The organism is Pedobacter planticolens (assembly GCF_014172375.1).
Classification (GTDB): domain Bacteria; phylum Bacteroidota; class Bacteroidia; order Sphingobacteriales; family Sphingobacteriaceae; genus Pedobacter; species Pedobacter planticolens.
Genome location: NZ_WNXD01000001.1, coordinates 1,916,916 through 1,939,970, shown reverse-complemented (window position 1 = coordinate 1,939,970; position 23,055 = coordinate 1,916,916). Strand labels below are relative to the sequence as shown.

The following is a 23,055-nucleotide window of genomic DNA, read 5'->3' as shown; positions in this document are numbered from 1 at the left end:
AAGAAATAAGAATCTAATGAAGAAAATATTCGCCATCGCATTCGTTGTAATTGCCTTTACAGCTTGTAAACAAAAGGCTTCTAAAACAGTTGAAGAAAAAGCTATTGCATCAACTAGCGCTGCTGCACCTGCAGTTTTAGCAGAAGATGCGCCTAAAGTTAAATTTGAAAAAGAAATTTACGATTTTGGTGTAATTAAACAAGGTGAAAAAGTACAAACGAGTTTCAAATTTACAAATACAGGTAAAACTCCATTAATTATTACAGATGCAACTGCTACATGTGGTTGTACAGCTCCAGAATATCCAAAAACACCAGTTAAGCCAGGTGAAGAAGGTGTTATTAAAGTAACATTTGATAGTACAGGGAAAATGGGAATGCAAGATAAAGTAGTTACAATAACTTCTAATGCAAATCCAGAAGCAAACAAATTGCACTTGGTAGGCGAGGTTAAAGAACCAAAATAAAATAAGTTGATAGTTCATGGTCTATAGTCCATAGATTGGATGTTTAATCAAGTAGGCTATCAACCATCAACTAATAAACCATTAACCAATAAACAATTAAACACAAAATAAATGACATCACCAGTAATTTTACAAGCAGCAGGCGGAAGTAGCCTATATAGTACAATCATACCAATGGTATTAATTATGATTGTTTTCTATTTCTTTATGATTAGACCACAAGTAAAGAAAGCTAAAGACCATAAAAAATTAGTTGAAGGTTTGGGTATAGGCGATAAAATTGTAACTACCGCAGGTATACACGGTAAAATTGTAGGTGCTAACGATACTACTTTTTTAATTGAAGTAGAAGGTGGTACAAAAATCCGTTTCGATAAATCTGCAGTTTCTTTAGATGCAACTAAGGCAGCTACAACAGCAGCAACTCCAAAAGCATAAGAAGTTTTCTATAGTAAAAAGCCGCTCTTTCGTAATTTCGAGAGAGCGGCTTTTTTTTGTAAATTTACACCATGCCGTTTATTAAATTAACTAAAATAGAGCGCAAGCGTTTTGTATTACTCATTACCTGCTTACTTTGTGCAATAGCTGCTTGGTTATTTATGGCGCTTAATAATAAATATGTGTATACGGCTAAAACAGAGTTGATATACAAAGATGAACCACAAAAAAAAGCATTTAAACCTTTACAACCAGATATAGTTGATTTGCAAGTTGAAGGTACCGGATGGCAATTGCTTTTTTCGCGTTTACGCATTAAACCTCAGTCAATTACGGTAAGTTTAGAGAAATTAACTAATCGAAATTTCATTCTATTTTCAGAGCAATTGCCACAAATTAATAAGCAATTAGGAAGCGCTCAGAAAATTATTTCCATTAAACCAGACACCTTATATTTCGATTTTTCTAAACGGACAAATAAGCGTGTGCCTATAAAATTGGTGTCAAATCTTAGTTTTGTGAAGCAATACGGAATTTCAAATCAAATTCATTTAACGCCGGCCTATGTAAATATTTCTGGTCCGCAAGAAGAATTGGCCAAAATTTCAATGTGGTATACAGATACCTTAAAATTAGACGATTTACAAAAACCTACCAACACCAGAATTGCAATCAAGCAAAATAATTCAAATAATATTAGCATTTACCCGAGTAGTGTTGGTGTAAAAATTCCTGTTGATGAATTTACAGAGAAAACGGTGGAAGTACCACTTAACATAATCAATAACAAAGATTTTTACGATATTAAATTATATCCAAAAAAAGTGGCCGTTACGTTTATGGTTGCGCTATCAAGTTATCAAGAAGTTGATGAAGATTTTATAGAAGCCACAGTAGATGTAAACGAGTGGAAACAATTAGGTCATCATAAGTTTTCTGTTAAGATTACACGTTTCCCAAATTATTGCAAATTGTTGAGCGTAACGCCTAATAAAATCAATTTTATTATCGAAAAATAATGCTAAAAGTAGGAATAACAGGCGGAATTGGTAGCGGTAAAACAACTGTTTGCAAAGTGTTCGAAACGCTGGGTATCCCTGTTTTTTATGCTGATACTGTTGCCAAGGAATTAATGGTGACAGACTCAATTTTAATAGCAGGTGTAAAATCAGCATTTGGTGCAGCAAGTTATTCACCTAATGGGATTTTAAACAATAAACATATCGCAAATATTGTATTCAATAATAAGACTGAGCTCGAAAAATTAAACTCATTAGTTCATCCAGCTGTATTTAGAGCATTTGATACATGGGAAAAGGAGATGCCACAATCTGTACCATATACACTTAAAGAAGCAGCTTTGCTATTTGAAAGTGGTTCGTATAAAATGTGCGATAAAAACATACTAGTTACTGCGCCTTTAAATTTAAAATTGGCTAGAGTAATGCAACGCGACGGAGTTACAGAAGCACAAGTGCAAGCTCGAATGGATAAACAATTTACCGACGAACAAAAAGCTAAAATGGCTGATTATTTTATTGATAACACCGAAAAGAGCTCAGTTATTCTACAAGTTTTAGACTTACACCAGCAGTTTTTGAGTCTGTAGCTGCTAAATTAAAATTATGTCAAACCCCACTCAAATTATAGACGATTTTATCGTTCAAACTAAAACTGGCCTATTTTGTAGCTACGGAAATTTCTATTTAGATCCAAAAGAACCTGTAGTAAATGCCGTAATTTCTCACGCACATGGCGATCACGCAATTGGAGGAAATCAAAATGTGTATTGTACCGAAGCGACATCAGTTTTTATGCAACATCGGTATAAGAAATTCGCAGCAGCAGATTTCCACATCAAATCATACCATACAAAATTTACAGTAAACGGAGTTGAAATAAGTTTTTATCCCGCTGGGCATATATTAGGGTCTGCTTTAGTATTGATGAGTTATAAAGGTGTAAACTATTTATATACTGGAGATTACAAGTTGGAAGAAGATGCGACATGTGAACCGATTGAGTTTGTAAATGCAGATGTACTCATTACTGAAACTACGTTTGCAAATCCAGAAACTGAACACCCTGATGCGGTGGCTGAAATAAAAAAGCTAAACGATGTAAAACAGAATATCATGTTGGGCGCTTATGCACTTGGCAAAAGTCAACGTTTAATTGCTATGATAAATCAGCATTGCCCAGAAAAAAGAATATTGGTACATCACAGTATTATGCCGTTTGTAAAAATTTATGAGCAACTAGGAATGCAACTCGGTAAATACGAAGTTTACGATAGAAAAGTGATGAAAAACAATCATTCTGATATGGTTTACATCGTACCTCCAATGGTTTTTAACAGTTATATAAAAGCAATAAATGTGGTCAGAATTTTTGCCACAGGGTGGAAACACTTACAAAGTAAAAACGAAGTTCAATTGTATATTTCGGATCACGTGGATTGGAAAGCAATTTTAGAAACTATAAAAAATGTAGCGCCTAAGCAGGTTTGGACAACTCATGGCAGTGGCACACAGTTACAATCTTATTTTGCTCCTAATTTGGTCGTTAAATTGCTTAATTAATGGAAGAAGGTATTGATTATTATCTCAACGAAGATGGTCTAATGGTTTTTACAGCGGCTTATCACCTTAAAAGGGGGTATTGCTGTAAGAATAAATGCAAACATTGTCCGTGGAATTATGGGAAAGATAATGGTCAGAAAACCTCACATCTATTACCTAACCAACCGAAAAACAAATAATGCTAGTACAAAAAGAAACAAAAACATCAAATCCAGAAAACATTTTTCAAAAAACCTTAGTTAACATCACGCACACTTTTCATTGGAGTAGCCAGCAAGTAAAAGATACTTTACTACCATTTGATATTACTCAGCAACAATACAATGTGTTAAAAATCATCAAAGCTCAATATCCAAGTCCATCTACCGTAGGTTTAATTCAAGCTAAAATAGTAGATAAAATGAGCGATACTTCTAGAATTGTAGATCGATTAATTCAAAAAGGCTACGTTGAGAAAACTGTAAATACATACGATAAACGAGCGGTAGATATCATCATTTCTGAAAACGGATTATCACTATTAAAAGAAATAAGCAAAAAAATAGATTTTTCTACGTTAATAGCGCCTAATCTTACTGCAGAAGAAGCGGAGAAATTAAATGTATTATTAGATAAAATGAGGGGGTAAGAGGTAATAATTTGAGTTCGATTATTTAAATTCGCTCGTCATTCCCAACTTGATTGGGAATCGTAATGCAATAGAAGGCTTTTTTACGCATTAAGATTCCCGTTTTCACGGGAAAGACGAGTAAGTTAGGTATTTCGTGGTGCTATGCAGTCCAAAAAATTAATGCCCTGCACTATAAAAACCAACCAATGCAATTCCAATACCTAATAAAACGGCTAACATTTTGCGTTTGTTAATTTTATGATCAGCACTTGATTCGAAAAGAATGGTAGTAGAGATATGTAAAAATATCCCAATTACAATGCCCATCATTTTGTTAAAATAAGGCTCCATTCCGCTAATGCTGCCATTACTTAAGCTGATGCTGAAGTAATACCCGGCAGGTGCCATTACAGCAAAAAGAATAATGTAAAAAACAACTCCTTTTGGTTTAAAATGATTTTGAACTAAAATACTAGCTAATGCAAATGCAGCAGGAATATGATGTAAAGCGATACCGAATATCAATTCATTGTTTTGGTCTTTTGCTAAAGGCATTCCTTCTAAAAAAGCGTGTAAGCACAAACTAATCATAATTCCCCATGGAAAAATATGCCCATCATGGTGTTTGTGAATATGCCCATGCTCTACACCTTCAGAAAATTGTTCTAAAAATATTTGTAAAAGAAAGCCGATTAAAATAAATATACCAATTTCACCTTTATCAGGTCCACTGTAAGCATCGGGTATTAAGTGTAAAACGGTGATGGCAAATAAATACGCACCGCTAAAAGAAAGAATGAGTTTTAATAATTGCGACTTATCATTCTTTACTAAAAAGATAGCTAAGCCTCCTAAAAAAGCACAAAAGAATAAAACGAGAAATTTCCAGATTTCCATTAAGCCTTAGGTTGAAATTTTTTGTAAAGATAATAGGTAAATAAACCAATGCAAGTTCCTAATATGGCGCCCGCAAACGTATCAATAGGGTAGTGTACGCCAACATATATTTGCGCAAAGCTGATGATAAATGCCCAGGCCAAACCTAAAGGTAAAATAGGTTTCCATCTGCTATAAAAAAGGCAGATTAAAAATACCGCAATCCCGAAATGATTTGTAGCATGAGAAGATGGGAAACTATAACCGCTACCACAAGGCACTCGATGAATAATTTCTTTTGATAAACTCACCTCATTACACGGTCTTATTCGTGCAACAGTAGGTTTTATAAGTCTCGATGCAATTAAATCGCCCATGGCAAAAGTTACCAAGAGCATGCAAATCATATAATAACCTTGTTTTTTATAATGTTTTATGCAAAATACAATGATAAAAAGGTACAACGGCGACCAAAAGAAGCGGTTTCTCATTAATGGCATTAACCAATCGAAAAACTCATTGCTTAAACCGCGATGAATTTTCAAAAACAACTCCGTATCAAACTGTTGTAACTCTGCTATCATGCTTTTTTACAAACAAGTAATAAACGATCTGATTTTGTTTCATCAAATGGCTCTAATGCATAACTTCCAAAAACAGCAGTAATTGTTAATCCACTTTTGCTAAACATTCGCTCAAAGTCTGATAATAAAAAAGCTTGCACACGTTCTTCAAAAGCATATGCCTTTAATTTGTGTTCAAAATTAATATGCTTAATTATTTTTCCATCAGCAACAAATTTGTGTAAATGAAATTCAATTCCATCTATCGTTTTAGTTTCCTGATTAGTTAAATTCTTAATTATTTTCTGTGTATTAAAATAATCAATCACCAAAACACCATCTTCTTTTAATCCTTTTCTAAAGGATTTTAGTGCATTTACATGATCTTTTTCAGTATCAAAATAACCAAAGCTTGTAAACAGGTTTAGCGCAAAATCAAAATAATTAATGTAAGCTAATTTGCGCATGTCGTGCACATAAAAGTGCAGGTTTTTCTGTTCAAATTGTTGCGCATATTTAATGCTTTGTTCAGATAAATCTATTCCCGTAACATCGTATCCCTTTTTGTTTAAGTAAATAGAATGACGACCTCTTCCGCAAGCGATATCCAGTATTCTGCTATTAAGTTTGGGTTTAAGATATGCAGACAGATTATCAATTAAAAACTCTGCTTCTTCATCATTCCGTTGACTATAAAGAATATGATAGTAAGGAGAATTAAACCAATATTGAAACCATTTTCGCTGCATTTCGCTGATGAGTTAACGTTTTGTGATGAGCAAATATAGTACATTGTAGGCAACAGATATGGATTTAAATTTTTTTAGCATGAGCCGCAGATGCGCAGATTTTGTATTTTATTCATTATGTCGATAATACATAGAGATTTAATGTTTCTTATTTAAATCTGCGCATCTGCGGCTTAATACCTGCAATACATTCATTTTATTACCTTCATGTGTGTTAAAATAGAAGGTCATTCCTTAAATTTTTATTATTTTTGAAAAAATCTACAGAACTTGACTTTAATAAAATCTATATCCGGAATTAGAGGGACCATTGGCGGAAAAGCTGGTGATGGTTTAACCCCAATCGACATTGTTAAATTTACTGCAGCCTATGGTTCATGGGTAATTAACAAAACTCAAAATAAAAAAATTGTACTTGGTCGTGATGCCCGTATTTCGGGAGAAATGGTTAATAATTTAGTAATTGGTACACTGCAAGGTTTAGGTATCGAGGTAATAGACTTAGGTTTATCTACCACGCCAACTGTAGAAATTGCTGTTCCTTTAGAAAAAGCTGGCGGAGGAATTATTTTAACGGCTAGTCATAATCCAAAACAGTGGAATGCCCTAAAACTATTAAATGAAGATGGCGAATTTATTAGCGATGCCAACGGAAAAGAAGTTTTAGAAATAGCAGAAAATGCAGATTTCGCTTTTGCAGATGTAAACGAATTGGGTAAAGTTGTTGCAAACGATACCTACCTACAAAAACATATCGATATAATTTTGGCTTTACCTTTGGTAGATGTAGAAGCCATTAAAAAAGCAAATTTCAAAATTGCAATTGACTGTGTGAACTCAAGCGGAGGTATTTTTATTCCAGCTTTGCTTAAAGCATTAGGTGTACAAACCGTTTATGAATTATATTGCGAGCCAAATGGAGAGTTTCCTCACAATCCTGAGCCTTTGCCAGAAAACTTAACAGAAATTGCTAAAGTTGTACAAGAAAAAAGAGCCGATTTAGGTATTGTAGTAGATCCAGATGTAGACCGTCTTTGTTTTGTAAATGAGGATGGAACCATGTTTGGCGAAGAATATACATTGGTAGCAGTTGCAGATTATATTCTTAAAAACACAGTAGGTAATACAGTTTCCAACCTATCATCAACCCGTGCTTTAAGAGATGTAACCGAAAAAGCAGGTGGTGTTTACAACGCATCAGCAGTAGGAGAGGTAAATGTAGTGAACCAAATGAAAGCTACAAATGCAATTATTGGTGGCGAAGGCAACGGTGGAATTATCTATCCTGAATTACATTATGGCCGTGATGCTTTAGTTGGTATTGCTTTATTTTTATCGCACTTAGCAAAAGCGGGTACATCTATTTCATTATTACGTAGTACCTATCCACAATATCATATTTCTAAAAATAAAATTACGCTTACGCCAGAAATGGATATCGATGCTTTATTAATTAAAGTACAAGAGAAATATAAAAACGAAAAAACAAGCACAATAGATGGCTTAAAAATTGATTTTGCAAACGAATGGGTGCATTTACGCCGTTCAAATACAGAACCAATTATCCGTATTTATAGCGAAGCTGAAAATGAAACTGTAGCCGAAGGTTTGGCGAACAAAATCATATCAGATATTAAAGAAATATTACAACTCAACTAATACTACATCAGTATAATCATATTAAAATGAAAAGGGTTTATTTAGATAATGCCGCAACCACACCATTAGACAAAGAAGTTATTGCCGAAATGACCAATGTAATGGAGAATTTCTACGGAAATCCATCTGCCATACATGCACTTGGTCGCGAAGTAAGAACGCTGGTAGAAAAAGCCAGAAAAACTGTGTCTGGTTTGCTAAATGCTTCACCATCAGAAATATTTTTTACTTCAGGTGGTACAGAAGCAGATAATACAGCAATTCGTTGTGGCATTTCTGCCTATGGCATTAAACATGCCATCACTTCTAAAATAGAGCATCATGCGGTAGAACATACCTTAAATATGTTGCTAAAAGATGGTGTGATAGATAAATTGAGCTTCGTAAATATTGATGAAAAGGGTAATATCGATTACAACCATTTAGAAGAATTATTACAAAATAACCCACGCACTTTTGTATCATTAATGCATGCCAACAACGAATTAGGTACATTAACCGATATGGAAAAGGTAGGCGATATCTGCGAAAAATATAACGCAATTTACCATGCAGATACCGTTCAGACCATGGGGCATTACCCACATGATGTACGTAAATTAAAAGCTCATTTCATCGTTTGTGCAGCTCATAAACTACACGGGCCAAAGGGAGTTGGCTTTTTATATGTAAACAGCAACATTAAAATTCCACCAATGATTTATGGCGGTGCACAAGAACGCAATATGCGTGGTGGTACTGAAAACGTATATGGAATTGTAGGTTTAGCCAAAGCCCTAGAAATTGCATATAAAGAAATGGACGAGCACCAAACTTATATCCAATCGCTAAAAGATTATTTAAAAGAACAATTAATTGCTGAAATTCCTGGTATTGCTTTTAATGGCGAAACAGATGCAGACAAAAGCCTTTATACCGTATTAAACGTATCTTTTCCAGAAATGGACATGGCAGATATGTTGTTATTCAATTTAGATATTAATGGCATTTGTGCTTCAGGCGGTAGCGCTTGCTCATCAGGTTCAAACATTGGCTCACACGTTTTAAACGGCATAAAAGCAGACCCTAATCGCCCGTCGGTACGTTTTTCTTTTAGTAAATACACCACTAAAGAAGAATTAGATTACGTATTAGAAAAAGTTAAAATGGTAGTGAAACAGAATGCGTTAGCTTAATCGTCATTACGAGCAAGTTTGTCATTCTGAGCTTGTCAAAGAATCTAAAAAAAGCCTTGGCATTTACGCTAAGGCTTTTTTATTGAAAAGAAAAGGCAATTTCCCATAGCAATAACAATCCCGCTTTTCGTTTCAATCTTTTTGTATGAACACTTCGCCGTCATTTCGACCGTAGTGGAGAAACCTTTGGACATCGCACTTCAGTCAAGACAACGCAGCACAAAAAGTATTTCCACTACAATCGGGTTTAATTAAACAAAGCTTGTGCTACTATAAGCCATCCCATAGCGAAATGCCAAAATCATAGCGCAAAAAAAATAAGTTGAAATATATGCTATCTTATTAAAAATCAGTATATTTAATATAGTATTTAAATAAAGCGGTTTAAGTTTATGTTAAAAAACTCCAGGTCGGAGTTAATTTTTAGAAAGCAAAATCCCTTTTCAAAAACCTTAAAATACACACCAGAGTTAAGGTTAAGCTTCATCCTCATCAATTTAAACTGTTTTAAGGATAGTTTTTCTTCACAAAAGAAGAAAAAACAAGAATTGAATAGCGTTAAATTTTGTTTTACTAGGATAAGTTATGCAAAGCATCTTATCCATAACCTGATGAATCTTATGGAACCGAATGCACACAAAAACGGCAAAAAAGGCAATTTGCAAGCCGAAAACAAACAAGAAAAGAGACACGTAGAAAACTTTGAACGGAACTCTTCCTCTGTCGAAACTACTTTAAATTTTAGTAAACGACATGGTAGGCGCTTCCATTCATTTGGCGATGGTCATGAACCGGGTATAATGCCAGGAACAGGATTTTAAGAGCTAATTCTAGTTGAGCTTCAATTTATATTTATCGCCATTAAATGTGGGATAGTTATTTCTATTGCCTCATGCTGACGCGAGTTGCAACTCTTGTATTGGCAACTGCAAGTTTTGTACTGGCACCTGCAACATTATAATAACACATTCGTCTTTGCGATCCCGATTTTTCATCGGGAGTGGCAATCTCCTTCATGCTATAAAAACAACAACAAGTAAATTACAAATAGGAGATTGCCACGACTTGTGAAAAACAAGCCTCGCAAAGACGGGCATAAAGCCTTGATCTTTTGGCAAGAGATATTGCGACGCGTTCTTGAACACCCCTAAAATAAACACTCGTTAAAAATGAAAAAGCTACAGCAGTGGCGAGCTAAAAATTCAAAACAATATTTTTTAAGCATTGTTATTTAGTAACACTACTTAAAAAAACAAGATCATGGAAACAACTAAAAAACACAGGGAAGTTAAAAATGATTTGATTACCCCAGATATCGAAAAAGAAGAAGTGAGGAACGAAGAAAACATCGAGAAAAATTCGTCTTCAAACATCACTAGTAAATTTGAAAAGAAACACGGCCGTACGCATAATTCATTCGGCGATGGTCATGAACCAGGAACAACACCAGGTACAGGCGTTTAAATAATAACCATTATTTTACTAAATTTAAACCACGACAATTTTTTCGTGGTTTTTAATTTTCCCTACAATGCAAAGAAGACAATTTATTCAGAATTCAGCATTAGCAGCCGCAATGCTTGCCTTTTATAAGTCAGATGTTTTTGCAAGCACAAACTTAGCAAGAGCCTATCAGTTTAAAGCCTTACGCAATGATGTAGGTATTTTTATCGAACAAGGCGGCACCATCGCTTGGCTAAATAGTTCTAATGGTTTTGTTGTAGTCGATGCACAATTTCCAACCTCTGCACCACATGTAATAGAAGAATTAAAGAAACTTGGAGAAAAACCATTCAAATATTTATTAAATACACACCATCATGGCGACCATACTTCTGGAAACATTGCTTTTAAAGGATTAACCGAACATGTGGTAGCACATCAAAACTCGCTAATTAATCAAAAGCTAGCGGCCGAGAAAGCTAAAAACGAAGACAAACAGCTTTTCCCAGATATCACCTTTGGTAAAGGCTGGAAGGCTCCAGTAGGAAAAGAAAAAATAAGCGCCTATTATTATGGCTCAGGTCATACCAATGGTGATGTTGTTTATCATTTCGAAAATGCAAACATTGTACATGTGGGCGATTTAGTATTCAACCGTCGTTATCCATTTATTGATAAAGATAATGGTGCTCACATTGGAAACTGGATAATCGCGTTAGACAAAATTCAAAAACAATTTGATAACGATACCTTATTTGTTTGGGGACATAGTTTAGATCCAGAAAAGGTTACCGGTAGCAAAGCTGATGTTAAAGCCTTTCAAAATTACTTGCAATCTTTATTAACTTTTGTGAGCGCCGAAATTAAAGCTGGTAAAACGAAAGAGGAGATTTTAAAAACAACTAGTATTCCTGGTGCACCAGAATGGCAAGGCGATGGAATAGCAAGAAGTTTAACAGCAGCATATACAGAATTAACAGTAGGTTAGTTTTATCAAATACATTTTAGCCGCAGATGCGCAGATTTATTTAGTTATAATCTGCGCATCTGCGGCTATTTTTATACAATCTTAAAAAAGCAACTAGTATTCCTGGTGCACCAGAATGGCAAGGCGATGGAATAGCAAGAAGTTTAACTGCAGCATATCAAGAATTAACAGTAGGTTAGTTTTATCAAATACATTTTAGCCGCAGATGCGCAGATTTATTTAGTTATAATCTGCGCATCTGCGGCTATTTTTATACAATTTATAAACATTCCATATTAAAAATTTATTAGCTATTCTGCTGATAACTAAAGAAATCCACAATCCTATCGGGTATATTTGTACTATTAAATCCTTTTTATATGGATGATTTTTTAGCAGCCCGCTCACAAATGGCCCTTTCATTGGGTTTTCATATTATTTACGCTTGTATCGGTATGGTGATGCCATTTTTTATGGCGGTATCACACTACAAATGGCTTAAAACCAATAACGAAGTTTATAAAAACATCACGAAAGCTTGGAGCAAAGGTGTAGCCATCTTTTTTGCTACAGGTGCAGTATCTGGCACTATGCTTTCTTTCGAATTGGGTTTACTTTGGCCAAAGTTTATGGAACATGCCGGACCAATTTTCGGTATGCCTTTTTCTTTAGAGGGAACAGCTTTCTTTATTGAAGCAATTGCGTTAGGTTTCTTCCTTTACGGCTGGAACAAATTAAACAAATGGTTTCATTGGTTTACTGGTGTAGTAGTTGGCGTAAGCGGACTAGCATCAGGTATTTTGGTAGTTGCAGCCAATGCATGGATGAATAGTCCAGCAGGTTTTGATTTCGTAAACGGACAATATTTAAACATAGATCCAATTGCAGCCATGTTTAATAAAGCTTGGTTTAGTCAGGCGTTGCACATGTGTTTGGCCGCTTTTACAGCGACTGGTTTTGCTGTTGCAGGTGTTCATGCGTTAATGATTTTAAAAAAACAAAACAAAGACTTCCATTATAAAGCTTTTAAAATTGCTGCCACCTTTGCCACCATTTGCGCTGTTTTGCAACCAATAAGTGGAGATATTTCTGCAAAAGATGTAGCTAAAAGGCAACCTGCAAAATTGGCGGCCATGGAAGCCTTATATCAAACACAAAAACCTGCGCCTTTATTAATTGGGGGTATTGTAGATGAAAAGAACAAAAAAGTAAATTATGCCATTGAAATTCCAGGTGCATTAAGCTTTTTAGCGCATGGCGATTTCAAATCAGAAGTAAAAGGTTTAGATAAAATTCCAGAAAACGAACATCCACCAGTTGCGGTAACACATTATGCCTTTCAAATTATGGTAGGCATTGGCAGTTTATTGGTGCTCATTGCCCTTACTTATTTTATCACGCTGTTGCGTAAAAAATCTTTACTAGAACGAAAATGGATATTATGGTTATTTGTTTGCGCCATCCCTTTGGGTTATATCGCCTTAGAAGCAGGTTGGGTTGTTACAGAAGTTGGTCGACAACCTTGGATAATTTATGGCATTATGCGTACCAAAGATGCCGTTACACCAATGCCTGGTATCGCATGGTCGTTTTATTTGTTTTCGGCAATTTATGCATCGCTTAGCGTAATTGTCATCTTTCTACTCTACAGGCAAATTAAAATGGTGCCCGTTTTATATAATCCATCAGAAACACCATCAAATACTAAATAGCTATGGAATATGTTGTCATCTCTTTCTTGTGCTTAGCTATTTTGCTTTACTTTTTATTAGGCGGGGCCGATTTTGGAGCAGGTATTATCGAATTATTTACGTCATCTAAAAACAGAAGCAAAACACGTAATACAATGTATCATGCCATCGGACCAGTTTGGGAAGCAAACCATATGTGGCTTATTATTACAGTTGTGATTTTATTTGTCGCATTTCCTAAAATATATAGCACCATGTCGGTTTATTTACATATCCCATTGGTAATTATGTTAATTGGGATTATTGCCAGAGGAACTGCTTTTGTATTTAGACATTATGATGCCGTTAAAGATGACATGCAATGGCTGTATAATCGAATTTTTAAGTATTCTAGTTTCATTACACCTTTGTTTCTTGGTATTATAGCCGGTAGCGTACTTTCTGGTCAGATAGATACCGAAGCTACTACTTTTGTAGATGCCTATATATTTAGCTGGTTAAACTGGTTTTCTATAGCGGTCGGTTTATTTACTGTTGCTTTATGTGGGTTTTTAGCAGCAATTTATTTAATAGGAGAGAGCAAAGCTGATGCAGATAAAAAGAGATTTATAAAAAAAGCAGAGTTTATGAACGTTGCTGCGGTGCTGTTTGGAGCACTAGTTTTTATTGCCGCTAAAATGCAAAATGTACCCTTAATAGATTGGGTATTTAAAAATAACATCGGATTAATTGCTGTAACCTTAGCAAGCTTATCGCTCGTGTTATTATGGTATTTATTGCTAAAAGGAAAAACAAAAGTATTGCGCATTTTAGCAGGTTTTCAGGTAACGATGATTTTATTAGCCATCAGTTACGCTCACTTTCCAAACTTCATCCGACTAAAAAACGGAGATAAAATTTCACTTTTTGAGAGCATTGCACCTATAAAAACTATTGATAGTTTAGGTTGGGGATTGTTATTAGGAAGTTTGTTGATTCTACCTTTCTTAGGGTATTTGTTTTATAAGTTTCAGCAGAAAGAAGAGTAAGCTATTTTATTCTAATTTTTCTTTTTGCCTTGCGTCATTCCCGCGTAGGCGGTACGTACGTACCTATCGTGTGGACACAAAATTTAGTTTTATTTATGCTCTATGCCGCAAGGCATCAAACTTTTGAGGCATCAAAAGTATGCAAAAATGCTTGTCAATCCACCCGATGTGCCTTTTCACACATCCCTACGCATCAAAAAAACAACATCACTGCGTTTTGTTTGTGAGTGATAAATGAAAGTAGTTGCAAAACTGAACACAAAACCACTGCGTTTAAGGTTCGGTAGTGATATTTGTTCTTTTGTGCGCCTGTTTTTTTGATTGGCTGGCACTGGGGATTGACGGTCGTTCTTGGCGGAGGACAGTTTTTTTTGAACGGAACCCTTGCAAATAGCCAAAGAAAGGTGCTTAACAAGATGTGTCCATAGGATACCCATCCGATAGTTATCGGATCGAGGTGGTATGATGCTTTAGTTCGTTCGTCTTTTCGAGCGCAGCCGAGAACCACGAAGTGCTCAGCGAAGCTAAATCTTTCGACTGTGCAATTAAATCTGTGTTTATCCTTTTTGTCTGTGGTTAAAACCTATGTACCTATGTGGTAAAAAGATTTCTCCGTTTCGCTGCCTGCCGAAGAGGCTGGCGCTCCAGTCGAAAGGACGAGATATTTTTCATTCCCGCGTAGGCGGGAACCTTAAAGCATTAAGAAGAAATATATTTCGCATTACGATACCCAATCGAGTTGGGTATGACGACCTTAGGAAAAGTCAAACAATTGAGTTGGTATGATGTTTTAGTTCGTTCGTCTTTTCGAGCGCAGCCGAGAACCACGAAGTGCTCAGCGAAGCTAAATCTTTCGACTGTGCAATTAAATCTGTGTTTATCCTTTTTGTCTCCCGAAAAACTCGGGACAAGTTGTGATTAAAACCTATGTACCTATGTGGTAAAAAGATTTCTCCGTTTCGCTGCCTGCCGAAGAGGCTGGCGCTCCAGTCGAAAGGACGAGATTTTCATGGCCTACTTAACAAATTCACAATAATTTAATTTCTTGCTTTCCAGATTTTATCTTCAGCCTTTAAGTATTCGGCAAGTGCAGCAGAGCCATACCAGTTCATGATATCGGCATCTAATAATTTAGCTTTTACAGCCGGATCGGTTGCTAAAATTTCTTTGGCTTCATCTAATGATTTCGTGTTTAGAATAAAAATACCACGATAGGTTTTATCGTTTTTACCTAATGGACCAGCAACTATTAGTTTATTAAGCTTTACTAATCTACCCATGTTCGCCATGTGGCCAGCAAAAGCACTATCTGTTTCGACTTTAGTTGCAGTTGTGTTGGTTCCTGTTTTAAGGATGACTAAAACATACATTTTCATGCCGTTTTCTTCGGCGCCATATTTTTTAGCTAAAGCTTCATCGTAATTTGGGTTTATTTTTTTCTCTTGAGCATTTACAAGTAAGCCCACAGATAATAACAATAGTAAGAGCGTAATTTTTTTCATAACCTATTTATTTTTTATAAAACCTTCAATTTTAAGCATCCAGTCTATTTCCCTATTTACTATTCACCATTTCCCACTTTCTATAAACCTTTTTCTTTTAACCATTTGGTTAGTTCTGTTTTTATGGCTTCCCCAATTTTTTTCTGATTAGCAGGGTTTTCCAAGAATGCTTTGCTTACTCCATTATCTCCAATTTCTAACAGCACTCTATATTTTGCAGTATTCACATTTTCATCTAAGCTATAAAAACCACGTTTGCCAGTAGTTTTACACGTGTAATCATTTCTCCCTGTAGAGCTATCTAATTGTACTCCTCTGTTTTCTAAATCGGTAGCGCTACTTACTGCTGCAATTAATCTGGCTGCTAATTCTTTATTTTCTGCTTCATATGGATCACCTTCATGTATAAAACCCCAAATGGCATGACGTTTTGTGCCGCCGTTGTTATGAACTGCAATAAAAACATCAGGTTTTTTCTTGTTCGCTTCTTGTAACTCATAGGCATAGCCCGAAATTTTACCATCTAGTATAGCAGAAGTATGTTCAATAACCGTGTTGCTACCTACATTGTTATGGTGCAAACCTTCCTGATTTAAACTCCAAACTTTATATTCTTTTAATTTAGGTTTGGTAGCCATTGCAGCTTCAGCTATGGCATTACAGGTTGCTGCTTCACTAAAATCTACACCTGTATCGGTTTGATGGGAGGGTTGCCAAATAATAACTGCTTTATCTTTATGTAAACGATTGATGGTAAAGCTAGAGAGTACGGTAAATATAAATACGGACAGAATTAGGTTTTTCATAGCAGGATATTTTGATGAACTAAGATAAAGATTTTCGTTTAAATAGAATTTAAAGAGTTTTGAAACATTAAGAAATGAAGAAGAATGAAGTCTTAATTTATCTTAATTCTTTAATGTTAAATTTCATGATTTAGAAAGCAAAAATATTTTGCCCACCATTGGTTGATAATTGCCTAAGCGTTAACCTTTCTGTTGTCAAGATTATGGATATAGAAATTCAAGTTCTCCCTTTAATTTCTCTTTATTCCACGTGAGTTCTTGCGACAGCTTATGATTTCCAATCTTTTTTATTGTTATTGATCTCAATTTATTGAATCGAAAGTTTTTTATAATTTTTGTATTGCTAAGAAAATAGCTTCCTTGATAGTATTCGCCGTTTGCTTTTATTTCTTTTTCTAGCAATTTTGACTCTACATTGATGACAAAAACCCTTGCATCTCCAAAACCTGGTTTGCAATTAAGTTTTATATTACCTCCATTGCCAATTTCTGCATCAATAAATATGGTGTCATTATAGTTCTTGCTGTAAGCATCGATTATGATGAATATAAAAAAACCAACCGCACATATCATTGATGCAGTTCTCCATCTTAACCAATATTTCAGATTTGCAGTCAAGTAAATAATTGTTAACGAAATAAGAATTATAAAGCATACATAAGGCAATAATAGTACGGGAAGCAAGATGATATTTTGAGTATCGAAGATTATATATTTTTCTACTTCTTGAGTTAGCAAGATTGAATACATTAATGATGTTGCCAAAGTCAAATAGAACCCGAACCTTACTTTCACAATAATTAAAATAGTAGAGATAATTAGAATAGGATATAATAAAAGGATTAGCAGAGTATTGTCCCCAGTTCCATAGGCAAAAGTCGTTACAGATAGCGAATAGCTACTTAAGATGGCTATTATGCCAAAAGCAAATGTTATAATCCTGAGCTTTTTTAAATATTTATTATTTTCGATCATATTATGAAATATGTTAGATAGGCATAATGTAATCACATTCCGATTCTAACTTTAGAGCATAAAGTCTTTTAATTATTTTTTGATCTGTTCCACCATACCTAACTGCTGAAACACAAGATACAGCAATAGCATTTATTGCTTGTTCTATTTCTTCTTCTGTTTCAGGTTGTCTAATAAAATAACAACCTCCAGCAGAATGTGCCATTAAGCCCATTGCCTCTACTTCAGGCGCTCCACATAAAGTGCAAGAATCCTTTTCAACATAAAAGTCGCCTTGAACATTTAGTTCATGTCTAGGTCTAGGTCCTGTTAAGTATTTAGGATTTGAATTTGTTGAGCTTCTAAATAGATTTTTAAAAATATTCATTAAAAGTAGATGTTTTGGTTAAAGTGGATTTATTCGTTGTCATACGCTTGCTTATAGCGCTTTGTAGCTTGGCGAATGGCGGCAGTTAAGATGAATTATTATGCAGTGTAACATTTGAAAGAAGATTGTCTGTCAATTTTGCAAAACCGCTATTACCAGCAGTATTTTTCATTTTAATTTATTGTCAAGTATTAAAAATTGCAATGTCGCCCATTCCCATTCCTATATATCGTCTATTGTTGGTGTACAAACTGTAAGATTCGTAACCCCCTGAGGAAATAAAAACCTCTATTTCTAAACTACCTGTCAAAGTTAAAACTAAGTCCGCAGTGTTTTTTTTAATTTTAATTTCAGTTAGTTTTTCTCCTGCCAACAAATTTGAAAGTTCAATAACTACATCAACAGGCTTTGGTAAACCAAATTGTTGTCCTTGGTCTGCTGAAACCAAAATTATTTGACCATCTTTTAAAATTCGCCAAAGTGTCTCCGCAAACAAGGAAACGTTATTCTTAAAATTAAACATCCAACTTTCAGCATCTTTGTCAAATGAAATAGAATTAAAAAAGCTATCCGTTGTAATTATTATATCTTGATGTAATTTGTTATGCTGAATTGCCATTTGTTGTAAATTCTAATCGTTTGTTTTTGTTGGGGCAATTAACATTGCTGGTAACTCCCTATTGCTGGTGCACGTCTGTGACGTGTACCTTTAAAATATTATAAATAATCAATATCAATCCTATCTTTTCCACTAACTGTAATCTAATCCACTATATTTCCAATGCTCCGAGCAGCTTACAAAGTTTATATTATTTCACATGCCACAGGCGTGCGCTAGCCTTGGGAAATTACACGCAATGCTATTAAAAGCTATTCCTTATAAATGGCAAGTCTTATTTGTCTATAACCGTTATTATTGCCAAACATAAATAAATAAGCATTCAGTCCATTACTACTTTTCCATTTGATGCCATCTCTAAATGTTCCACTGGATATATTATTTTGTTCAATGTTATTATGTACTGGTAGGCCAAGTTCATTTGTTAATTCTTTCCTTAGTTTATGAAATTTGTCTTGAAATACTTCGACTTTTTCAGTTAATCGATCTCTCTTCTGATTTTCTAATTCTTCATTTTTCAGATAGTCCCATTGATAAAGAATAACTTTAACTGAACTGTCATTTTTTGTGTAAAAATATTCGGTTTCCAGTTCTAAACTTGGAAGTTCTTTTATCTTAAAAGTTCTTGGTGTATTTAGAATGAATTTATGTTTGTTAGGATAAATTCCTTCTCCAATTCCAATTAAATGATTTGGTGTTATATCTTTCGAACCTGTTCTCTTTTCTGACTCTAATACATCCGACAATGTTAATGTGTCAAACTCAATTATTCTTTTCTTAATTGGGATATATTTGTTTGTAACGCAAGCACTAATTAACAGAGTGATGCTCAAAATTATAATATTAATAGCTCGCTTTATTTTTTGTTGTTTCATTTCGTTGGGTTTGGCATTATGAGTTGCCCTATTGCTGGTGCACGTTTGTGACGTGTACCTTTAAAATATTATAGATACTCAATATCAATCGTATCTTTTCCACTAAAAGTAATCTACTGTACTACTATATTTCTAATGCTCCGGATCGCTTACAAAACCTTATATTATTCACACGCCACAGGCGCTCGCTAGCCTTGTGCTAATTAGTTCTGAATTACTTTTGGTGCTGTTTTGTAATTTTTCATTTGTTCATCAGTTCCTTGAATTTTCACATTATTGTCTATATAAAGATTATTCATCTTCAATTTTAGGTTTTTAGTTATATCAACCTGTTTAATGCTGTTCCCATTAATGATTATTTGTTGAAGCTCAAGATTTTTTGAAATATCTAATCTGGAAAGTTTATTGTTTTGTATTGCCAAGTATTTGAGCTTTGTAAAAGGAAAAAGGTCTAGGTTCTGAATTTGATTATTCATCATGTTTATTGATTCAAGACTTGGACAATTTTTAACTGAAACTTTTGTTAAGTTATTTTGTCCGCACGCCAAAGATTTCAGTGAGGGCATATTAGCTATATTCAGTTCAGATAACTTGTTATTAGCGATATAAAGTTCTTCTAAATAGTTAAATCCATTAAAATTTAACCTTTCAATCTTATTTGTTGTCAACACAAGTCTTTCTAAGTTTTTAAAGAATTTTAAATCTTCAACATTCTGTAAGTTTTCTTCCATTAAACTTAGTTTTTTAACTTTATCAGCTTCATTTTTTTGAATCTTTCCATCTTTATTCAAATCAATTTCTGGGTATTTCTTTAGTATAGAATTTCTTAAAGCTTGATTTTTAAATGTCAGAACCTGAGACTGGTAAAATATCGAAGTTGCTAAGAAGATTGCGATTATGTATTTCATCTAAGATTTTCTGGTTGATAATTAGTATTAAATTTACTGAAGTTTATTAAAAAGAATCGATTTTATCGTTTAATCTACGACTATCGGCTCGAAGGTGATTTAGGTTTTGCCTTGCTGGTGCCCAGTCTGGCGCAAGCGTCCCGCTTGTGACTAAATATGAAAAATAACTTTAACGGATAGGTTAGGGAATACATTGTTGCGCAGAATTCCTAGTCTTCAGGATGAGCGACCGTCTAGAAAGTATGCCACAAAAACGATTGCAGCTCCAAAGCACATCCCTGTACCGATGAGGCGCACAACATCTACTCCTCGGATGTTTGCCCAAGCGGGGCTACTTAACATTGCTAAAAAGTTCATGACCCCAAAGAAAGTAATCACGAAGAAAATGCGAGGAAGCTTGCGTCGATTGTTCATTGATTGTCCTTATTAATTGTTCATCTGATTAGAAATTCATTATAAAATATAGCTTTGCTGTGCCTAATTATTTCTTCGTCTTCATTTTTTCTAACAGTAGCAAGTTATATTTTTTAGCGTATTCATAAGCAACCCCTTGCATTGGTGGGTTGTCCGGATTCATAGAATCACTTGTTCCTTGAATAACTTTGAAACCATATTTTTTAATGTAGCTCTTATACTTTGGGTCAAGTCCTATAAAAGCTTTTGTTCCGTCTTTGTTTGTCTTGTATCCGCCCTCAAGTCCTGGATATAAGTATGAATTACCACTTATTCCAACTATTCTATAGTCATTATGTAACAATGCGATTTGAACTTCTTTTTCAATGTCAGCATTTTCTATGTTTTCATATTGTGTCTTAAAGTCAAACTTAACTAATGTGTCTCGATACAAATTTGTCTCACTACTGTTGGTGTAGGGTTTGTAAAAGAAAATGACTTTGGGACTTGTTTGTCCAAATGTCTGTCCTGTAATGAGTATTAATAAAGCTATAATATTTATTTTCATTGCTTTCCCTTTATTGTTTGTCTGTCTTTGAATATTGCCACTAACTCCCTACACGGCGCAAGTTATCCGTTTTAAACATTTATAAACGAATATAACCGTTTAATATCCGATTATTAAATGTTATTGCGTTTGAAACAAGCCTTTGCTTTCTAAATCTGTCCGGTAACTATCGGGATTGCAAAGACGACACTCTAATAACACGCTCGTCATTCCCAACTTGATTGGGGATCTTAATGCTAGCAAGCCTTTTTACCGCTTTACGATTCCCGTTTTCACGGGAATGACGGACATGCACAGAACCAAAAGCAACATTAACAAAAATTAACACTTTAAAAAAACCTTGTCTATTGCTATTTGCTCCCGCTTTATTTCTTTAAAGTAAACTTAATTAACTGATAGTTAATGTCTTGCAAAATAAATAATTTGTTTTACTCATTTTAATACTTACTTTCGAAATAGAAAGAAGGTATTAATTGTAGTAACAATAAACACTTGCTTTTTATCATCCCTCTAGTATTGTATTAAACCTTGCTGTAAAGCAAAAAACAAAAACTATGGAGTTAAAAGTAAGTGATGCCCAATTTAATCTTAAAAAGAACCTATTATTTATAGTTGTTCTCTTGCCTGAGCAAAAAGCAGGTTTACCCCCTTAGTTTTAAAGCGCATATACAATGTTAGCTTTTTTAATCCTACCAATTTAAGATCATAACAGCTTATTGTTCATGAACAAAAGAGAAATGTTCATGAACAAAAGCAAAATGTTTATGAACAAAAGAGAAATGTTCATGAACAAAAGCAAAATGCTTATGAACAAAAGAGAAATGTTCATGAACAAAAGCAAAATGTTTATGAACAAAAGAGAAATGTTCATGAACAAAGGCAAAATGTTTATGAACAAAAAGGAAATGTTCATGAACAAAAGCAAAATGTTCATGAACAAAAACAAAATGCTTATGAACAAAAGCAAAATGCTTATGAACAAATTGGATAGCTAAAGCTGATAAATACTAAATAATCTATCTTTTAAAAACCCAACCATAGCTTGTATAGCTCTTATCTTATTAAAATGAATTAGAGATACAACATAAGATCGCTATGGTATTAACACATAAAAAAATGTCTAAACCAAAAATTGTAACCAGCTTTTCCCGTTACAGTGATACAGAATTAAGTAACAAAGCCAAATTTATTATTAATAGCATGACTGCGAATGCATATTTTGCAACACCTGTGCCGTCTTTAGGCGAAATTACGGCAGCAGACAATGATTATACCGCTGCATTAAGTGATGCAGAAAATGGTGGAAAATCAGAGATAGCAGTGAAAAACGAAGCACGAGAACAATTAGAAGCGCTTTTAATTAAATTATTTCATTATGTATTGATTTATGGTAATGACAATGAAGTAATTTTATTAAGCTCTGGTTTTAGTTTATCAAAAGCAGTTAATCCGGTTGGAATTTTACCAAAACCTACTGGTTTTAGTGCAAAATCTATGGAAAAGGGTATGGCTACTGTAAAATTGACTAAAATTAAAGGTGCTGGGATGTATCAATATGAGTATCGTGTGGTAGGTACTGAAGCATGGACTAACTTTCTCTCAACAAAAAGCGCAGTGCTGTTACAACCATTAACTAGCGGATTAGAATATGAATTTCGGGTTATAGCCGCTGGAAGTGCAAATGAACGTATATACAGCGATATACTTAAAAGCTTTATCTTATAAAAAATACTTAGGTTAATGTAAAACAAAAGCCATTCTAATTTAGGTTAGAATGGCTTTTTAAGTTTGCTTG

Annotated in this window: 26 protein-coding genes; 15 read left to right on the top strand and 11 right to left on the bottom strand. The window is 34.3% G+C overall.

From position 1 onward, the window contains the following. The first annotated feature begins 16 nt into the window (after positions 1 to 16). From GM921_RS07955 to GM921_RS07925, 7 genes are all read left to right on the top strand, one after another. Positions 17 to 466, top strand: coding sequence for a DUF1573 domain-containing protein (locus tag GM921_RS07955; RefSeq protein ID WP_182922063.1), 450 nt, complete (start codon positions 17 to 19; stop codon positions 464 to 466). Between the two features lie 111 nt (positions 467 to 577). Beyond that, positions 578 to 904 (top strand): preprotein translocase subunit YajC, encoded by a 327-nt coding sequence (gene yajC, locus GM921_RS07950; RefSeq protein WP_182922062.1) that lies wholly within the window; start codon positions 578 to 580, stop codon positions 902 to 904. Between the two features lie 71 nt (positions 905 to 975). After that, complete coding sequence (locus GM921_RS07945) at positions 976 to 1,923, top strand: CdaR family protein (protein ID WP_182922061.1); 948 nt, start codon at positions 976 to 978, stop codon at positions 1,921 to 1,923. Next, the gene (gene coaE, locus GM921_RS07940) at positions 1,923 to 2,513 is read left to right on the top strand and encodes a dephospho-CoA kinase (protein ID WP_182922060.1); all 591 of its coding nucleotides are present in this window, start codon (positions 1,923 to 1,925) and stop codon (positions 2,511 to 2,513) included. Before GM921_RS07945 ends, coaE begins: the two co-directional genes overlap by 1 nt. Before the next feature lie 16 nt (positions 2,514 to 2,529). Beyond that, positions 2,530 to 3,486 (top strand): MBL fold metallo-hydrolase, encoded by a 957-nt coding sequence (locus tag GM921_RS07935; RefSeq protein ID WP_182922059.1) that lies wholly within the window; start codon positions 2,530 to 2,532, stop codon positions 3,484 to 3,486. Beyond that, positions 3,486 to 3,665, top strand: a complete 180-nt coding sequence (locus GM921_RS07930; protein WP_182922058.1) for a DUF5522 domain-containing protein — start codon at positions 3,486 to 3,488, stop codon at positions 3,663 to 3,665. Before GM921_RS07935 ends, GM921_RS07930 begins: the two co-directional genes overlap by 1 nt. Further along, a complete protein-coding gene (locus GM921_RS07925) occupies positions 3,665 to 4,114 on the top strand; it encodes a MarR family winged helix-turn-helix transcriptional regulator (RefSeq protein WP_182922057.1) in 450 nt (149 codons plus the stop codon). The genes GM921_RS07930 and GM921_RS07925 overlap by 1 nt, the downstream gene beginning before the upstream one ends. A 159-nt stretch (positions 4,115 to 4,273) precedes the next feature. On the opposite strand, the gene GM921_RS07920 is transcribed toward GM921_RS07925, so the two are convergent. The 3 genes from GM921_RS07920 to GM921_RS07910 are packed head-to-tail and all read right to left on the bottom strand — an operon-like array spanning position 4,274 to position 6,284. Next, positions 4,274 to 4,993: a ZIP family metal transporter gene (locus GM921_RS07920; protein WP_182922056.1), complete on the bottom strand. Its 720-nt coding sequence runs from the start codon at positions 4,991 to 4,993 to the stop codon at positions 4,274 to 4,276. Continuing rightward, positions 4,993 to 5,556, bottom strand: coding sequence for a phosphatase PAP2 family protein (locus tag GM921_RS07915; protein ID WP_182922055.1), 564 nt, complete (start codon positions 5,554 to 5,556; stop codon positions 4,993 to 4,995). The genes GM921_RS07920 and GM921_RS07915 overlap by 1 nt, the downstream gene beginning before the upstream one ends. Further along, positions 5,553 to 6,284: a class I SAM-dependent methyltransferase gene (locus GM921_RS07910; RefSeq protein ID WP_182922054.1), complete on the bottom strand. Its 732-nt coding sequence runs from the start codon at positions 6,282 to 6,284 to the stop codon at positions 5,553 to 5,555. Before GM921_RS07910 ends, GM921_RS07915 begins: the two co-directional genes overlap by 4 nt. A 270-nt stretch (positions 6,285 to 6,554) precedes the next feature. On the opposite strand from GM921_RS07910, the gene glmM reads away from it, so the two are divergent. The 7 genes from glmM (at position 6,555) to GM921_RS07875 (ending at position 14,247) form a co-directional block, all read left to right on the top strand. After that, a complete protein-coding gene (glmM, locus tag GM921_RS07905; RefSeq protein WP_182922053.1) occupies positions 6,555 to 7,943 on the top strand; it encodes a phosphoglucosamine mutase in 1,389 nt (462 codons plus the stop codon). 26 nt (positions 7,944 to 7,969) lie between these two features. Next, entirely contained in the window at positions 7,970 to 9,118 is a 1,149-nt protein-coding gene (locus tag GM921_RS07900) for a cysteine desulfurase family protein (RefSeq protein WP_182922052.1), read from the top strand. Between the two features lie 620 nt (positions 9,119 to 9,738). Continuing rightward, positions 9,739 to 9,939 carry a hypothetical protein gene (locus tag GM921_RS07895; RefSeq protein WP_182922051.1) on the top strand — a complete coding sequence of 67 codons (201 nt, stop codon included), beginning with the start codon at positions 9,739 to 9,741 and terminating at the stop codon, positions 9,937 to 9,939. Between the two features lie 439 nt (positions 9,940 to 10,378). Beyond that, a complete protein-coding gene (locus tag GM921_RS07890; protein WP_182922050.1) occupies positions 10,379 to 10,582 on the top strand; it encodes a hypothetical protein in 204 nt (67 codons plus the stop codon). Positions 10,583 to 10,649: 67 nt separating this feature from the next. Then, the gene (locus tag GM921_RS07885) at positions 10,650 to 11,549 is read left to right on the top strand and encodes an MBL fold metallo-hydrolase (RefSeq protein WP_182922049.1); all 900 of its coding nucleotides are present in this window, start codon (positions 10,650 to 10,652) and stop codon (positions 11,547 to 11,549) included. 359 nt (positions 11,550 to 11,908) lie between these two features. After that, positions 11,909 to 13,240: a cytochrome ubiquinol oxidase subunit I gene (locus GM921_RS07880; RefSeq protein ID WP_182922048.1), complete on the top strand. Its 1,332-nt coding sequence runs from the start codon at positions 11,909 to 11,911 to the stop codon at positions 13,238 to 13,240. Positions 13,241 to 13,242: 2 nt separating this feature from the next. Further along, on the top strand, positions 13,243 to 14,247 hold the full coding sequence (locus GM921_RS07875; protein ID WP_182922047.1) for a cytochrome d ubiquinol oxidase subunit II: 1,005 nt from the start codon (positions 13,243 to 13,245) through the stop codon (positions 14,245 to 14,247). Positions 14,248 to 15,284: 1,037 nt separating this feature from the next. On the opposite strand, the gene GM921_RS07870 is transcribed toward GM921_RS07875, so the two are convergent. The 8 genes from GM921_RS07870 to GM921_RS07835 form a co-directional block, all read right to left on the bottom strand. Next, complete coding sequence (locus GM921_RS07870; RefSeq protein ID WP_182922046.1) at positions 15,285 to 15,749, bottom strand: YciI family protein; 465 nt, start codon at positions 15,747 to 15,749, stop codon at positions 15,285 to 15,287. An 80-nt stretch (positions 15,750 to 15,829) separates the two neighbouring features. Next, the gene (locus GM921_RS07865; protein WP_182922045.1) at positions 15,830 to 16,555 is read right to left on the bottom strand and encodes an N-acetylmuramoyl-L-alanine amidase; all 726 of its coding nucleotides are present in this window, start codon (positions 16,553 to 16,555) and stop codon (positions 15,830 to 15,832) included. Between the two features lie 201 nt (positions 16,556 to 16,756). Beyond that, the gene (locus GM921_RS07860) at positions 16,757 to 17,530 is read right to left on the bottom strand and encodes a hypothetical protein (protein WP_182922044.1); all 774 of its coding nucleotides are present in this window, start codon (positions 17,528 to 17,530) and stop codon (positions 16,757 to 16,759) included. Positions 17,531 to 17,543: 13 nt separating this feature from the next. Next, positions 17,544 to 17,897, bottom strand: a complete 354-nt coding sequence (locus GM921_RS07855; protein WP_182922043.1) for a ferredoxin — start codon at positions 17,895 to 17,897, stop codon at positions 17,544 to 17,546. Positions 17,898 to 18,081: 184 nt separating this feature from the next. Next, complete coding sequence (locus GM921_RS07850; RefSeq protein WP_182922042.1) at positions 18,082 to 18,516, bottom strand: hypothetical protein; 435 nt, start codon at positions 18,514 to 18,516, stop codon at positions 18,082 to 18,084. A gap of 251 nt (positions 18,517 to 18,767) precedes the next feature. Then, the gene (locus tag GM921_RS07845) at positions 18,768 to 19,391 is read right to left on the bottom strand and encodes a hypothetical protein (RefSeq protein ID WP_182922041.1); all 624 of its coding nucleotides are present in this window, start codon (positions 19,389 to 19,391) and stop codon (positions 18,768 to 18,770) included. A gap of 203 nt (positions 19,392 to 19,594) precedes the next feature. Then, a complete protein-coding gene (locus GM921_RS07840) occupies positions 19,595 to 20,299 on the bottom strand; it encodes a leucine-rich repeat domain-containing protein (RefSeq protein ID WP_182922040.1) in 705 nt (234 codons plus the stop codon). A 481-nt stretch (positions 20,300 to 20,780) separates the two neighbouring features. Next, complete coding sequence (locus tag GM921_RS07835) at positions 20,781 to 21,260, bottom strand: hypothetical protein (protein ID WP_182922039.1); 480 nt, start codon at positions 21,258 to 21,260, stop codon at positions 20,781 to 20,783. 1,116 nt (positions 21,261 to 22,376) lie between these two features. Here GM921_RS07835 and GM921_RS07830 point away from each other — a divergent pair. Beyond that, positions 22,377 to 22,985, top strand: coding sequence for a fibronectin type III domain-containing protein (locus GM921_RS07830; RefSeq protein ID WP_182922038.1), 609 nt, complete (start codon positions 22,377 to 22,379; stop codon positions 22,983 to 22,985). Positions 22,986 to 23,055 lie beyond the last annotated feature (70 nt).